Raw genomic sequence first — 15,636 nt, forward strand, 5'->3', positions numbered from 1 at the left:
AATACGAAATAATCCATTGTTGTCATTTTTTATGATATTAAACCACCTTTTTCAACTGCTAACATTTTGAACTTCGTTCCTTTATAGTATGCATGCTGAAAAAATGCAGGAATAAACTCAGCTATGAAAAATCAAACAGCGCGAGATACTCAATCTCTGATTGAAGTCAAGAATCTGAGCTTCAAGCGGGGTGAGCGCGTGATTTATGACGACGTGAGTTTAAATATTCGTCGTGGGCAGATTACCGCCATTATGGGACCATCTGGTACTGGTAAAACCACCTTATTAAGACTGATTGGTGGGCAGCTGGTTCCTGAGCACGGTCAGGTTTTATTAGACGGCAAAGATATTGCCACGATGTCACGTTCCGAACTTTTTTCAGCACGTGCACGGATGGGTATGTTGTTTCAGAGCGGTGCTTTGTTTACCGATATGAGCGTGTATGAAAATGTCGCATTTCCGATTCGTGCCCATACCAAATTGCCGGAACATCTGATTAAGGAAATCGTGGCATTGAAGCTGGAATCAGTCGGTTTACGTGGTGCAGAACAGATGATGCCGTCTGAGCTATCCGGTGGTATGAACCGACGCGTGGCTTTGGCCCGTGCGATTGCACTAGATCCTGAGTTGATCATGTACGATGAACCGTTTGCCGGACAAGACCCGATTGTGATGGGCGTTTTGACTCGTCTGATCCGTTCATTACGTGAAGCACTGGACTTAACCACGATTATTGTCTCGCATGATGTTGCAGAAACTTTATCGATTGCAGACTACATCTATGTGGTGGCAGAAGGCAAAATTCAGGGCGAGGGCACGCCGGCAGAGCTGAAAGCGCATCCATCTGCTTTTGTACAGCAATTCCTGACCGGTTCGGTAGAAGGTCCGGTGGATTATCAGTTTAGTCATCAAGCTTATTTAAGTGATGAGGTTCGTTCATGAATGCAATTGCCGCATTAGGTAGACGCGTTATTGAACGTGTACAGGGGATTGGGGTCGCGACCCTGATGCTGTTGCAGATTTTATTTTCCATGCCGACCTGGCTTGGCGTAAAGCTGTTTATTTATCAGATGTATCGGGTTGGGGTATTGTCCCTGCTGATTATTGTGGTTTCTGGCCTGTTTATTGGTGCCGTGCTTGGTTTGCAGATGTTTAGCATCTTGTCGACCTTTGGTAGTGAGTCGATGCTAGGAACGGCGGTCGCGTTGACCTTGCTGCGTGAACTGGCACCTGTGGTCGCTGCTTTGCTATTTGCAGGACGTGCCGGTTCAGCCTTGACTGCGGAAATTGGCCTGATGAAAGCTACTGAACAATTGTCCAGTATGGAAATGATCGGTGTCGATCCATTGAAGCGGGTGATTTCGCCGCGTCTTTGGGCAGGGATTTTTAGCTTGCCAATGCTTTCCGTCATCTTTGCCGCAGTTGGCATTATGGGCGGTAAAATGGTCGGGGTAGATTTCCTGGGTGCCGATGAAGGCGCTTATTGGAGCGGCATGGAAAGCAGCGTGCAATTCTATAAAGATGTCTTGAATGGCACCATTATTAAAAGTTTTGTATTCGCATTAATTTGTACTTGGATTGCGGTGTACCAAGGCTATGCCTGTGTCCCGACATCGGAAGGTATTGCAACTTCTACAACGCGTACAGTCGTGTATTCTTCACTGTGCGTTTTAGGCTTTGACTTTGTGTTGACTGCGGTCATGTTCGGAGGTGTTTAATGAAATCACGTACTAGTGAGCTGGCCGTTGGTGTTTTTGTTATTTTGTTTGGTATTGCCTTATTTTTCCTGGCGATGCGTGTCAGTGGTCTGGTCGGACACAATATTTCCGACAGCTATAAAATGACGGCAACGTTTGAAAATGTAAATGGGATCAAGCCACGTGCCAAAGTGGCATTGAGTGGTGTGAAAGTGGGGCAAGTGGATGACATTACCCTGGATCCAGTCACGCGTCTGGCGACCGTGCATATGACCCTGGATGGCTCCTTGACCTCGTTTAATACTGAACAGTTAAAGCAGGTTCAGCAGGAAGCACTGGAAGAGTTACGTTATAGTTCAGACTATACTGCTGCTACCCTTGCGCAACAAAAAGACATGGAAAAACAACTGTTAGCTAACATGAAATCCATCACCAATATTGATGAGGATGCTTATATTATGGTAGCGACCAATGGGTTATTGGGTGAAAAATACCTGAAAATTATTCCAGGTGGTGGTCTGAACTATTTGAAACGCGGTGATCAGATTGCCAATACCCAAGGCACCATGGAAATTGAAGATTTAGTGACGAAGTTCATTACTGGCGGTGCCGGTAAATCGTCGGATAGTCAAGAAATTGCCCCAGAACAGGCGACAGTTTCAGAATCGACTGATGCAGAACCTGCATTTGTTGAATAATAGATTGAGGAGATTTCAGTGAAGACTTTAGTAAAACAAACGCTTGCAACAAGCATTCTTTTAACAATGGTTGCTGGTACAGTGTTTGCTGCACCGTCTGAAGCGCCACCTGCTTTTATTAAAAAAGTGGCAGATGGTTTGATTGAGCGCCTCAAAGCTGATAACGCAAAATTGCAGAACAATCCAGCGCTGGTCAAAGCGATTGTCCGCCAGAATCTGGATCCATACATTGATTCACAGTCTTTCACGCGTATTGTGATGGGGACTTATGCGACGAACCAGTATAGTACTGCGGCGCAGCGTGCACAGTTTGAAAAGAACTTCCGTGAAACCCTGATTGAAAACTATGGTGCGGCTTTCTCGAAGTTCAGTAACCAGACTTACAGCGTACGTCCTTATAAGGCGACTAACAGCAAAAATCCTGTGGTGACTATCGACTTTAATAACAAAGGCGAGAAAATTCCGGTTGCCTTCCAGCTGGTTGATAAAGGTTCACAATGGAAAATCCGTAACATCAATGTTTCTGGTATTGACCTAGGCCTGCAGTTCCGTAACCAGTTTGCGGCTACAGTAAAACGTAATGGTGGTAACCTGGATAAAGCTATTGCTAACTTCAAGCCAGATGCTGAAGCGGCAATTGACAAGAAAAAATAAGATAGGTGAGCTGTGATTCAATTCAATAATCTGGAACTGCAGGTTTCGGGCAAGATTGATGCTGACAATGCGCAGAACTATTACCTAGATGGTTTGCGTGTCATTCAGTCACAGGACAAGTTTCCTGTAGTAGTTAATCTGGCTGGACTTGAACAAGGGAGTACTTTGGCTTTGGCTGTTCTGGTGCGCTGGTTGCGCCAGACGCCTCAAGCGCAAGGACTACATTTTAAAGCTGTTCCTGCTAAAATGATGAATATCATTCAGGCCTGTCATTTACAGGATGATTTACAGATCATTCAGTAGATAAAAAAGCACCGAAAGGTGCTTTTTTATTGTTTTTCAAATAAGCATGGGTCAGATTAGGAGCGTTTCTTGCGCTTCGCTTTAAAAGCAGTGCTTTAAAGCTCGCTCAAATCCATTTCTTCCATCTAAAGTAAATCAATGGCCCAATCAAAAATCCGATTAAAATAATACTGACCATAATGAAGCTCATGGTGCCTTGTGCAAAAGGCAGAACTTCGGTATTCATCCCATAAATACTGGCAATCAGCATCGGTGGCGCGAGCATACTTGGCAGGATTGAGAATCGACGAATCGTATCGTTCTGTTCGGTGTTAATAAATCCGGACGTGGTATCGAGCAGAAAGCGCACTTTCTGAAAGAGGAAAGCATCATGTTCAACCAGCGAGCGTACATCTTCACTGAGTTCTCGGATATCCGCATCATAAATATGACTGCCCAAGGCGCGTGGACGAGACAGGAAAGTCAGAACACGACGTAAATCGATCAGACAAAGCTGCGCTTTACCGAGCATATCTTCCAGTTGAGCCAGACGGGTAATCATGTCATCCAGATCGAGAATCTGTTCACGATGACGGTTATTCAACACTTCAGTTGAATATTTTTCTAAATCTTTATGGACATCTTCCAGAATGTCGGCCAGTTCATCAAGTTTGGCTTCGAGCAGCCCCAATAGAATCCAGGTCGGATCTTTATAATCGATTTCATAATCATTGCGGCGTGCACGAGCACGGAAGGCACGAAAGGCCACCAGCTTTTCGCCACGCAAGGTAAACAGACGGTCCTTATGCAGAATGAATGCTACGGTTTGCACCGTCGCCAGCATGCTGGATTCATCTTCGTTTTCGTTCTCGACCTGATAGTTTTTATTTTTGGTTAAAAAATAGGTGCTGATATGCAAAATACCGTCATCATCACGGTAAAATCGGGCACTCGAGGAAATATCTTCCAGCGATTTTAAGGTCGGTAAATTTTGCGCATAGGCATCTAGAATCCATTGCTGCTCTTCTTGTGAAGGTGCAATCAGATCAAGCCATACTAAATCTGGATGTAGGTCGAAATCACCGTTAATCGTGATATCTTCTAAGCTACCGCGCTCTGTGGCGTAAAAGGCTTCAAGCATGCTGTCTTTTCTCCCTGGCGCAGTATGTGAATTGGAATGGGTGTATTTTAGACAAGGAATTGAATAAAAACACTGATATTAAGCAGTTATTTTTGGAAAAAACGCGCTTGCAGCGATTTCGTACAATATAGCGTCAATTGGAGAGTGAAATAATGAATTCTATCGCAATTTTTTGTGGTTCAGCACTGGGCTCGGATCCTCTCTATGCCGAGATCGCCGAAAAGGTTGGCCAGACCTTGGCAGCAAGGCATCAGACGCTGGTCTATGGCGGTGGTCGTTCCGGTTTGATGGGTATTGTTGCTGATAGTGCTTTGGCTGCTGGTGGCAAGGTGATTGGCGTAATTCCAAGACAGCTGGTCAATCGTGAACTGGCGCATCCGCATATTACCGAGCTATTTGTGGTCGATAATATGCACGAGCGTAAAACCCGCATGTCGGAACTGGCACAGGGATTTATTGCCATTCCGGGTGGTGCAGGAACACTGGAAGAAATTTTTGAACAATGGACCTGGGCACAGTTGGGAATTCATAAAAAGCCTTGTGCTTTTTTAAATGTCGATGGTTTCTATGATGATTTACTCAAATTTATCCATATGACGACTGAGAAAGGTTTTACCAAAGCGCGCTTTAGCGATGCTTTAATTGTCAGTGATGATCTGGAGGATATTTTACGTCAATTTGAAAGTTATCAGCCGCCTGAAGCGAAATGGGGTATGGTTGATCAGACTGATTTAGTAAAATAAGCTGTCCACAGCATGATTTATAGAAAATGAAAGTGATTACCGTGGCCGCAGCCATTATTTTAAATGAAGCGCAGCAACTGCTGGTGGTTCGCAAGAAAGGAACATCCTGCTTTATGCAGGTTGGTGGCAAGCTGGAACCCAATGAAGCACCAGAAGTAACGATGTTGCGTGAAATTCAGGAAGAAATTGGCACACAGGCACAGATTCAGCAATTCATCGGGCGTTTTGAAACCCAGACAGCGAATGAACCTGATCATCAACTGGTGAGTTATGTCTATTGGGTAAGTCTGGATCAAGCGCCAAAAATTGACGCGGAAATCGCTGAAATGAAATGGGTCGATCTGGATGAAAAGCAGGTCTTGCTGGCACCCTTGACCACTGAAGTTGTCATTCCATGGGTGAAGTCACAGTTACTCGCTCAGGTGTGAATGCTCAGATTTTCGTACCGGCCAGACAGGCTGCATAAATTTTTTGACAGCCCAGTTGTTCAAGTGTTTGGCTAAGGGCTCGAATCGAACTGCCAGTCGTCACTACGTCATCAATAATTAGCACCCGACGATACCGTAGCTTGGATGTGGTGCTGATCTGGAATTGCGACTGGATATCTTCAATCCGCTCCAGCCGGCTTAGACCTTTCTGTGAATGTTGTTTTAGTCGGGTAATCGGTTGCCAGATGGGTACATTCAACTGTTTCGCCACATGTTTGGCCAGCACCAGAGATTGATTATAACCGCGCTCGGCCAGACGCTCATTCGAGATCGGCATCGGTACTACGGCACTGACTTTAGGCAGGTCTAAACTTAACAGTGCACCTGCCAGTAAATTTTGCAAATGCAGTTTTTGTTCATATTTAAACAGTTGAATCAAACGATCCATCGGGTAGGCATAGTTGCAGGCAATCTGGAACTGCATTTCCTGACGTTGAAGAGTTTGATGTGCCCACGGTAATTGTTGCCAGCAATCTTCACAGACTGAATGAATGGACTGATGATCAGTCAGACACAGCTGACAGGGTTGTAAGCGGGTGAGCCAGGATTTTCCGTGTTGCAGTAATTTAAACATAGGCATAGCGCGGTGCTTCCGGTAGCCAGCGTTGCAATAATGCTTCGGCCTGATCAGGATAATCCTTGAGCATCTGCTGGGCCACATAATGTGCCTGATTGAGCAGGTGATCATCACGTTCCAGTTTGGCCACACGGAAATTCATGTCGCCAGTCTGTTTGGTCCCGAGCAGCTCACCTGGGCCACGCAATTCCAGGTCTTTCTCGGCAATCATGAAACCATCATTGGTTTCGCGCATGATTCTTAAGCGTTCCTGACCATTTTGCGACAGCGGATGTTTATACAGTAGGGCACAGAAGCTAGCTTTGGCGCCACGACCGACCCGGCCACGTAGCTGATGCAATTGAGATAGACCCAGACGCTCGGCATTTTCAATCACCATAATGGAGGCATTGGGTACATCGACGCCGACTTCGATCACGGTGGTGGCAATCAGTAGCTGTAATTCATTATTTTTAAACTGCTGCATTACCGCCTGTTTTTCATCGGCTTTCATCTTGCCATGTACCAGTCCGATATTCAGCGCAGGAAAGCGCTCGCGAATTTCAGCGAAAGTGGCTTCTGCAGCTTGGGCATCTAAAGTTTCGGACTGTTCTACCAGTGTACACACCCAGTAGGCCTGCTTGCCTTCAGCACAGTTGCTGGCAATCCGTTGCAAGACTTCTTCGCGCCGGTCTAATGGAATGGTCACGGTCTGAATCGGGGTACGGCCCGGCGGCAGCTCGTCAATCACAGAGGTATCCAGATCACCATAGGCAGACATAGCCAGTGTGCGTGGAATCGGAGTCGCCGTCATCACCAGTTGATGCGGTGACATACCATCTAGCCCTTTATTTCTGAGAGCAAGGCGCTGATCCACACCAAAGCGATGCTGCTCATCAATAATCACCAGACCCAGTTTGGCAAACTCGACATTTTCCTGAAACAGCGCATGGGTGCCGATGACCAGATGGGCACTTCCGTCCCGAATCAGCTGTTCTGCTGCTGCGCGAGCTTTACCTTTCTGCTTGCCGGAAAGCCAGGCTACATTTAAGCCCAAAGGCTCAAACCAGCGTTTAAAGTTCAGATAATGCTGCTCGGCCAGAATCTCGGTCGGTGCCATCAATGCAACTTGCCAGCCTTCTTCCAGTGCATGGCAAGCTGCGACACCAGCCACCAGGGTTTTACCCGCGCCGACATCGCCTTGCACCAGACGCAACATCGGTTTATTGCTTTTTAAATCCTGCACGATTTCTCTGGATACACGTTTTTGCGCACCGGTCATTTCAAAAGCCAGACTGGCTAAGAGCTGTTTGGCATAGGTTTTACTGGGCGCAAATGAAGGCGCTTCGACTTGCTGAATAAAGGCCCGACGTGTCAATAAACTGATCTGATGCGCTACCAGTTCTTCAAAGATCAGGCGCTGCTGTGCAGGATGTGAGCCTTGTGCTAGTTGCAGCATATTGGCATTGACTGGCGGGTGATGGATATATTCCAGTGCCTGTTTCAGTGCATAACCATTGCTAAATTTTGCTGGCAGTAGTTCAGGCAGATGGTCGCTGTATTGAGCCAAGGCCTGCTGAATATAATCCCGTATTTTGGGTTGGGTCAGGCCTTCAGTCGCAGGGTAAATCGCCGTGAGCTGGGTTTGAGGTAAAGGTGTGTCCTCAGTAATGACTTGCAGTTCGGGATGATACATTTCCAGACCGCGCGCACCGACCCGCACTTCACCAAAAATTCTTAAACGGTTACCTAGTTTGCAGCGGTCGGTAATGCCTTTATAAATATGATAAAAACGTAAAGTGACTTTGCCAAAATCATCATCCAGCAGCACAGCCATGGATTTGCGTTTGCCAGGTGGAAAATCCACACCTTTAACGATGCCTTCCAGCAGATAGCTGCGTCCCACGCTCAATTGATTCATAGGAATGATCGTGCTACGGTCTTCATAGTCACGTGGTAGATGAAAAAGCAAATCATCAGTATTGAAGATATTTAGTTTTTCGAGTAATGCAGCGGCGGCATTGCCAACGCCTTGTAACTGATGGACTGCAGCCATGTCCCCTCAACCAGATTTGTGATTCGGTGCTCAATGCATATTTTATTTATCGGTTATGGTAAAACATCCCGACGTGTGGCTAAACAACTATTTGAGCAAGGTCATCAAATTAGCACAATTAGCCAGAGTCCCAAAACAGATTCATTCGCAACTCATCTGATTCAGGATGTGCATCAACTGGATTTAACTGCAGTTGCACCAATTGACTGGGTCTATATATTACTTAGTCCAAAACAAAGTGCGGTTGAAGGTTATCAGCAAACTTATCTGGATTCGGTTCAACCTATTGTCTCTGCCTTGAAACAGCATCCGGTGAAACGGATTGTGGTGGTGTCATCGACACGAGTGTATGGGCAAAATTCCGGTGAAATCGTAGATGACGAAACTGAAATTCACCCGAATGATGCTCAGAGCAAAATCTTGCAGCAGATGGAGCAGGCTTATTTCACTGCTTATCCTGAGAAATGTACCATCATTCGTCCAAGTGGGATTTATGGAGCATCGGTAGAACGCCTACAAAAAATGGCCGCCTCGATGTTGAGATATCCGAATCTGCACTGGTCCAACCGGATTCACATTGAAGATTTATCACGTTTCTTATCACAGATGATTCACGTGGAACATCCTGAAAATTCTTATATTGTGACAAACAACGATCCAAAATTAATGCATGAAATATTGCAATGGTTCCAAAAGCAGATGGGGCTTCCTTTGCTTAAAGTAGAAAGTGAGCAGGTGACAGGTAAGAAGCTTTATGCGACCCGAATGCAAAAAATGGGATTTGAGTTAGAGCATCCAGATTGTTATGAGGATTATTTGGGGTTGATGAGGAAAAATAATCCCTCCTAGCCTCCCTTTTTAAAGGGAGGAATCCCCCTCCTTTTCAAAGGAGGGGTTAGGGTAGGATTTTATTTAAAAGACCTCTCCCTATCCTCACTTGCGCTTCGTTTTAAAAGCCGTGCTTTAAAACTCGCTCAGGAGAGGGAGTGCTCGTATTTAAATAACGGCATTAGCTTCCCAATTTTCACTTCTTATAAATTCTAAAATAAGAAAAGAGAGGCCTTAGCCTCTCTTTTTTTACTTAAAACTTACTTCTTTTTCCGCTTCGCGCGTTTCTTGGCTTGTTCAGACGCAACTGCATCCAAAGCTTCTTTCAGTTCTTCATCCGTAAAGTCGGTGATGTGGTGCAGCATCTGTAACTTCACCTCATCCAGTACCAGATCCGCATATTGCGCCACATTGGTCAGCTGCTCATCAAAGACAATGGCATTGTCTTCATTGGTACACAGATAACCTTTTTGGGTTAAGACTTTAATAAAACTCTGGAATAGGGCTTTGTCGAAGAACTCAGGTGAGTTGAACTCGTAAAGCACAGACAGGCGCTGCCCAACCAGATAACTCAGCTCTTCCACCTGACGGGTCGAGATATTGCCTGAACCGCGCTGGGTAATCAGTGCCAAAGTCATATAGTAGCGTTCCAGACTTTGAGTCACGGGTGCAGCTAGAACCTCAAGCTGATGATGCGCTTCTGTATTTGGTGCAGGTGCAATCAGGTTTTCACCATCTTGTGTAATCAGTTTCGAGGCAATTAAGCTAGCAATATGCGCATTCACCTGATCCTGAATCTCGTCTTCATGCCATTTTAAGAACAGTTCGGCTTTAAGGAATGGGTACAGGGTACTGCTGATATTCACGACATCATGACGGCGAATGGTACCGTTATGTTCAACCAAAGCTGCAATCAAAGAAGGCAGTACAAAGGTGTGCACAATATTATTACGGAAATAGGTCAGCAGAACTGCCTGATTATCTTCAATGGCAATGATATCGCCCAGTACATGCTTGACCCGCTTGATCAGTTTCAGCTTCATTGCATAGGCAATAATTTCCTTGCCAGAAAGCGGCGTGACCTGCATGCGTTCATCATAAGGCAAGGCAGCCAGCAAGGTGCGATAGGTGTCCAGCTGTTTGATACAGATTTCTTCATCCAGCGTATGTTTTGGCGTGGCCAGTAAGATTAAAGATAATAACGATACCGGATTGATTACGACCGCACTGTTGATATTTTCCAGAATAGCTTGTGCCGAGCTATTCACAGCATCAGAAACTGCTTGGGGAATTGGATCATCATTCTTTTCGATCTTGATATTTTCTGCGCCATGCTGTTTCAGGATGTCATCTAGAAATACCGGGTTCCCGAAGTTCAGATGTACCTTGCCAAAAATGCGTTCAATTTTGCGCAGGGTTTTCAAAATTCCAAAAATAGACTCAGCTTCTTTTGGCTTGCCACTCATTTCACCGACATAAGTGCCACCTTCCATCAGGCGTTCATAGCCAATATAGGTTGGCAAAAACACAATCGGTTTGGACTTGCCACGTAAATGACTATGCACGGTCATTGCCAGCATCCCGGTTTTTGGCGGTAGCAAACGACCGGTACGTGAACGGCCACCTTCAATAAAATATTCTAGCGGGGTATTACGTGACAGGACGCTATACAGATATTCTTTAAACACCGTGGTATAGAGCGCGTTGCCGCGGAAAGTACGGCGAATAAAGAAAGCGCCACCACCACGTAAAATCTGACCGACAAAAGGCATATTGAGGTTATCGCCCGCAGCAATATACGGCACCATCAAGCCACGGCGATAGATCACATAAGACAATAATAAATAGTCAATGTGACTGCGGTGACATGGGGTATAGACAATTTCATAATCCTTGGCCAGTTCACGCACGGTACTGAAATTATGCACTTCTACGCCGTCATAGAGCTGGGTCCATAAACGGGTCAGGGCTTTATCGGCAAAACGTACAGTCGAATGAGAATAATCGGAAACAATTTCGTTCAGATAACCAATGGCACGACGTTCAGATTCCAGCATCGAGATTTTACTGCGAATACTGTCATTGCGAATCGCCGCCTGTACATCTGGTGACTTGATCAGGCCATGCATGACATTACGGCGGTCGGATAGATCCGGCCCGAGAATCACTTCGCGCTGACCATCTAGATAATCATTTAAAGTGCTAACAATATAAGTCGCCGGCGCTGAATTTGGATGCGTCTCTTTAGCAAAGTTAATCAAGGTGCGTAAAGACTGCGGTTCATGGAACTCTAAATAAGACTGGCGACCATGCAGGCCGATATTGACCAGTTGCTTGACCCGGCTTGGTGTAGACCAGGTATCGGTAAATAGCAGTTTAAACCAAGAATCTTCTTTCTCGGGTTCGCGTCCCCAAAGTACTGTTACCGGTACCAGTTCGACATCCAGCTCAGGATGCTGTTCCAGAATTTCAATCAGGCGTAACAGGCGCGGCGGGAAAGCATGGGGTGGTGAGCTCAGCAAATTATTTTCATCATGATGCTGTAAAAACAGTACCGATGCTTTTTCCTTGTTGTTTCCGAGTTGCATTGGATCAAGTGCAGCCGGTAATTTTAAGCGGCGTGTTTCTGCATCGACCACGAGCGCATTACTACGTGAATGGTTCTGTAAAACGTAGCAGACCAGCTTTTGCGATTCTGCTGTAGTCTGATCAGATTCAGGTGCTGTCACTTCACTTGGTACTTCCCCAAGAACATGAGGGGTAACCACAAGATCAAGTAACTTACTTGAAAGCTTGCGATACATTTGACCAAAGCCATTCTTGGACATAGCTGCTCCTAATTTTACTGACCAAAACCACAGGACTTCTGAGGGAATTTATTTTGCGGGTTTCTAAAGCGAAACCATATATCTTTTTTTAACAACTTCAACAGAAGTGCTTCAATTTTAGCGTGAAAGCAGGTGCTTTTCCTAGTCACTTATGACATCAGTATGACAGAACAGTCATGCAAACTTTAGAGTTTCGGTCTGATTTTGTGGCAGAATATTCCAGATCAATTATTTAGATCCTTTTTTCCATTTTGGGATATCTCCAATATTAGATAGGTTGCTTATGAATGCCTTAACACAGGAACTGGTCGAGCTGCTCAGCTTAGAAAAGTTAGAAGAAAACATTTTCCGGGGAATCAGCCGGAATCTGGTGGGCAAGCGCGTGTTCGGTGGGCAGGTTTTAGGGCAGGCACTACGCGCCGCGTCTTATACCACAGACCGTCCAGCACATTCATTACATGCCTATTTTCTGTTTGGCGGGGATGTCAATGCACCGATTATTTATGAAGTGGATCGTATCCGTGACGGCAAGAGCTTTGTCAGCCGTCAGGTGCGCGCTATTCAGCATGGCCGTACCATTTTCATGTGTATGGTGTCTTTCGCGCATCAGGAAGAAGGGCTAAATTACCAGATTTCAGAGCCTGAATATCCACCGGCAGAAAGCCTGAAAAATGAAGCGGAACTGATCAAACAGATTATTGAGTTTATTCCGGAAAATGTCCGTGCATCTTTCACTCGTGATCGTCATGTGGAAATTCGTCCGGTCAATCCGCAAAATCCATTCCAGCCTCAACCTGAAGCACCGTCTTATGCGCACTATATCCGTACGCATGACCGTATTGCTGCAGAAGTCGATCAGATCTCCTTGCATCAGGCTATTGCTGCTTTCTATTCTGATTTTACCTTGATGACCACAGCGCTTCGTCCACATGGTCTGAGCTATATCTCGCCAAGTTTGCAATGTGCCAGTATTGACCATGCCATGTACTTCCATAAACCGTTCCGTGCGGATGAGTGGATGCTTTACGATATGGATGCCACCCAAAGCGCCAGTTCGCGCGGCCTGAATTTTGGCCGGATGTGGCAGAACGGCGAGCTGGTCTGCAGTACCTCTCAGGAAGGCCTGATCCGCTTACGTGAAATCGAAACGCAGTAATTTTTTCTTGTTAAAAAAACCGAATCTCAGATTCGGTTTTTTTTTTAAAAGCCGGATGAAAAAGGCCATTTGATGCCATGCTTCAACCATGCGTTTATAAAATATTACTCGATTCTATAGACACTGCATGGCATAGTGCGGCTTAAGATCAATATTAAAAATGCATGAAAAGATGAGCTTAAATACGCAAATTTTAATTGCCGCCGTATTGGGGGTGCTGTTTGGATTTCTACTGACGATATTTCCACAGACTTCATTTTTTGATATCAGCTTATATGGTATCGGCATTGTCAGCAGCATTTTTATTGGCTTACTCAAAATGCTGTTAGTACCGCTGATTTTTAGCTCGATTGTCGTTGGTGTATCCAATCTGCAGGCGGGTGGTCAACTGAGCCGCACCTGGAAAATCACCCTGATGTGTTGTGTGACCACCACTACCTTGGCGCTCATTTTGGGTCTGGCGTGTGCGCATCTGTTTGATGTCGGTAAGGGTGTTGATGTGCTGATGTTTCAGGATGCCATGGCACAACATCAAACACCGGATACGCTGACGCCTTCTTCTTTCTTTACCAACTTTATTCAAAATACCTTGATCAATCCCTTTAAAGCATTTTCGGATGGCAATGTCTTGGCGGTGGTAGTCTTTGCGCTATTTGTTGGTGTGGCACTGGTTGCGGGAGGAGATAAATTTCGTACCGTGCGCAAGCTGAGTCACCAGTTTTTCGAAATCATGATGTTGATGATTGGCTGGGTAATGAAACTGGCACCACTCGGTATTTTTGCCTTATTGGCTAAATTAATTGCCACTGAAGATGTTTCAGTTCTCAGTCGTCTGGCTGAATTCGCTGCGGTAGTCACCGGTACGACGATTTTTCATGGCATCGTGGTTTTGCCTTTATTGCTGTGGATTTTCGGCAAGATGGATCCGGTCACGTTCTTTAAAGGCACACGTGCTGCCTTGATTACTGCCTTTGCCACCAGTTCTAGTTCGGCCACCATGCCCCTGTCGATGAAATGCGCACAGGAAAATTTAGGGGTACGCCCACATACCGCAGGCTTTGTAATTCCACTTGGGACCCAGTTAAATATGGATGGTACGGCGCTGTATGAAGCAGCTGCAGCTCTGTTTATTGCCAATTTAATGGGGCTGGATCTGAGTCTGGGGCAGCAACTGGTGGTCTGCGCGACTGCGATGATTGCATCCTTAGGTGCACCGGGGATTCCGAGTGCCGGTATGGTGACTATGATTATGGTCTTGCAATCGGTAGGTTTGCCTGCCGAGGCAATTGCCATTCTGTTGCCGATCGACCGTTTACTGGATACCGTACGTACAGTGGTGAATGTTCAGGGAGATATGATGATCAGCGTGGTGGTGGACCGGCATACGCGTGAACCCGATCTTCAAGCTACAGATAGCTAAAACATTTAAAAAAATAAAAAAAAGCAGGTATTTGACCTGCTTTTTTATTTGTACGTTGAGTTTTAATAAATCAAGAATGATCACAGATCATTTAGGTGATATGGTCTTAATCCGCTGAACGCTTATTCTGATTTAGCTCATCTGCCGCTTTAAGCTCGGATTGATCCTGCTCAAGCAATTCCAGCGGTTCTTCAGCTTCATTTAAATCATGAGTCGATACTTCAGCATGCTCAGAATCAGCTTCACTAAGCTCGAGCTCTTCAAGCGGTTCATCAGATTCATTCAAATCATGCGCTGATGCTTCCGGAATGCTGTCCAGATCATATTCAGATGCTTGATCTAAGGTAAAGTTCAAACGGCCACCCATGACGCTGGCCAGTTCTTCTAAACCTTGTTTGTTCATGGAGGAAAACAGTTGAATCGAGAAATCCAGCTTCATCTTTTTCAATGCCGCTTTGACTTCCTGCAAGGCTTTGGATGCAGGACCACGGTTTAGTTTGTCAGATTTGGTCAATAACACATGCACGAACAACTGGCGGGAATAAGCCCATTCCAGCATCATTACATCAAAGTGTTGCAGGGGATGACGGATATCCATCAACAATACCAGGCCTTGCAAGCTTTGACGGTGAATCAGGTAATTTTCCAGTTCTTTTTGCCAGACCAGTTTCATTTTTTCAGGCACAGCCGCATAACCATAACCGGGTAAGTCGACCAGACGCTGATCCGGATTACCCAGGCTGAAAAAGTTGATCATCTGGGTACGGCCAGGTTTTTTCGATGCACGTGCCAACTGTTTCTGGTTGGTCAGGGCATTAATCGCACTAGACTTACCCGCATTCGAGCGGCCGGCAAAAGCAATTTCATAGCCTGTATCTTCTACACAAAGACTGAGTTTGGGTGCACTCATTAAAAATTCGGCTTTGCGTAGCCAGTTGAGTGCGCGCACAGAATATTCAGTAATGGCAGAATCAACTTTTTTCTCGTAGCTGATCTTTTGCTTAGGCGCATGGGCTGTCTTACTGTTTTTGGATTTTCCTCTGCTGTGGTGCATAACTCAACTTCAATAAATGATCTACAATGAAACAT

The 15,636-nt window shown here is 45.6% G+C and carries 14 protein-coding genes and 1 pseudogene; 10 read left to right on the forward strand and 5 right to left on the reverse strand.

Translation table 11 applies throughout. The features are described from left to right. The first annotated feature begins 123 nt into the window (after positions 1 to 123). From MTX11_RS01140 to MTX11_RS01160, 5 genes are read left to right on the forward strand one after another with little or no spacing between them, the layout of a single operon-like run. The gene (locus MTX11_RS01140) at positions 124 to 942 is read left to right on the forward strand and encodes an ABC transporter ATP-binding protein (protein ID WP_004645032.1); all 819 of its coding nucleotides are present in this window, start codon (positions 124 to 126) and stop codon (positions 940 to 942) included. Then, on the forward strand, positions 939 to 1,718 hold the full coding sequence (gene mlaE, locus MTX11_RS01145) for a lipid asymmetry maintenance ABC transporter permease subunit MlaE (RefSeq protein ID WP_004281531.1): 780 nt from the start codon (positions 939 to 941) through the stop codon (positions 1,716 to 1,718). The genes MTX11_RS01140 and mlaE overlap by 4 nt, the downstream gene beginning before the upstream one ends. Then, a complete protein-coding gene (mlaD, locus tag MTX11_RS01150; RefSeq protein WP_243474170.1) occupies positions 1,718 to 2,395 on the forward strand; it encodes an outer membrane lipid asymmetry maintenance protein MlaD in 678 nt (225 codons plus the stop codon). Before mlaE ends, mlaD begins: the two co-directional genes overlap by 1 nt. An 18-nt stretch (positions 2,396 to 2,413) precedes the next feature. Then, on the forward strand, positions 2,414 to 3,049 hold the full coding sequence (locus tag MTX11_RS01155; protein ID WP_243474171.1) for an MlaC/ttg2D family ABC transporter substrate-binding protein: 636 nt from the start codon (positions 2,414 to 2,416) through the stop codon (positions 3,047 to 3,049). 12 nt (positions 3,050 to 3,061) lie between these two features. Then, entirely contained in the window at positions 3,062 to 3,352 is a 291-nt protein-coding gene (locus MTX11_RS01160) for an STAS domain-containing protein (protein WP_243474172.1), read from the forward strand. 106 nt (positions 3,353 to 3,458) lie between these two features. Here the strand turns inward: MTX11_RS01160 and MTX11_RS01165 are convergent, their stop codons facing one another. Next, entirely contained in the window at positions 3,459 to 4,472 is a 1,014-nt protein-coding gene (locus MTX11_RS01165; RefSeq protein ID WP_005248226.1) for a CorA family divalent cation transporter, read from the reverse strand. Positions 4,473 to 4,624: 152 nt separating this feature from the next. Here MTX11_RS01165 and MTX11_RS01170 point away from each other — a divergent pair, with 152 nt between their 5' ends. Both MTX11_RS01170 and MTX11_RS01175 read left to right on the forward strand, forming a co-directional pair. Then, positions 4,625 to 5,215 (forward strand): LOG family protein, encoded by a 591-nt coding sequence (locus tag MTX11_RS01170; protein WP_243474173.1) that lies wholly within the window; start codon positions 4,625 to 4,627, stop codon positions 5,213 to 5,215. 26 nt (positions 5,216 to 5,241) lie between these two features. Continuing rightward, on the forward strand, positions 5,242 to 5,643 hold the full coding sequence (locus MTX11_RS01175; protein WP_153567182.1) for an NUDIX hydrolase: 402 nt from the start codon (positions 5,242 to 5,244) through the stop codon (positions 5,641 to 5,643). A 4-nt stretch (positions 5,644 to 5,647) separates the two neighbouring features. On the opposite strand, the gene MTX11_RS01180 is transcribed toward MTX11_RS01175, so the two are convergent. Together MTX11_RS01180 and recG are read right to left on the reverse strand one after the other, a co-directional pair. After that, positions 5,648 to 6,283 carry a ComF family protein gene (locus MTX11_RS01180; RefSeq protein WP_243474174.1) on the reverse strand — a complete coding sequence of 212 codons (636 nt, stop codon included), beginning with the start codon at positions 6,281 to 6,283 and terminating at the stop codon, positions 5,648 to 5,650. Continuing rightward, positions 6,270 to 8,315: an ATP-dependent DNA helicase RecG gene (gene recG, locus MTX11_RS01185; protein WP_222112293.1), complete on the reverse strand. Its 2,046-nt coding sequence runs from the start codon at positions 8,313 to 8,315 to the stop codon at positions 6,270 to 6,272. The genes MTX11_RS01180 and recG overlap by 14 nt, the downstream gene beginning before the upstream one ends. Positions 8,316 to 8,348: 33 nt before the next feature. On the opposite strand from recG, the gene MTX11_RS01190 reads away from it, so the two are divergent. Continuing rightward, a complete protein-coding gene (locus MTX11_RS01190; RefSeq protein WP_243474175.1) occupies positions 8,349 to 9,164 on the forward strand; it encodes an NAD-dependent epimerase/dehydratase family protein in 816 nt (271 codons plus the stop codon). 239 nt (positions 9,165 to 9,403) lie between these two features. Here MTX11_RS01190 and plsB read toward each other — a convergent pair whose 3' ends face one another. Beyond that, positions 9,404 to 11,971, reverse strand: a complete 2,568-nt coding sequence (gene plsB / locus MTX11_RS01195) for a glycerol-3-phosphate 1-O-acyltransferase PlsB (RefSeq protein ID WP_243474176.1) — start codon at positions 11,969 to 11,971, stop codon at positions 9,404 to 9,406. Between the two features lie 283 nt (positions 11,972 to 12,254). Here plsB and MTX11_RS01200 point away from each other — a divergent pair, with 283 nt between their 5' ends. Beyond that, positions 12,255 to 13,127, forward strand: coding sequence for an acyl-CoA thioesterase (locus MTX11_RS01200; RefSeq protein WP_004645045.1), 873 nt, complete (start codon positions 12,255 to 12,257; stop codon positions 13,125 to 13,127). Positions 13,128 to 13,299: 172 nt separating this feature from the next. Then, positions 13,300 to 14,547, forward strand: coding sequence for a dicarboxylate/amino acid:cation symporter (locus MTX11_RS01205; protein ID WP_017397874.1), 1,248 nt, complete (start codon positions 13,300 to 13,302; stop codon positions 14,545 to 14,547). Between the two features lie 277 nt (positions 14,548 to 14,824). Here the strand turns inward: MTX11_RS01205 and yihA are convergent. Further along, positions 14,825 to 15,601 (reverse strand): annotated as a pseudogene (yihA, locus tag MTX11_RS01210) (ribosome biogenesis GTP-binding protein YihA/YsxC); the annotation flags it as partial. Positions 15,602 to 15,636 lie beyond the last annotated feature (35 nt).

The organism is Acinetobacter lwoffii (assembly GCF_022809915.1).
Classification (GTDB): Bacteria; Pseudomonadota; Gammaproteobacteria; order Pseudomonadales; family Moraxellaceae; genus Acinetobacter; species Acinetobacter lwoffii_M.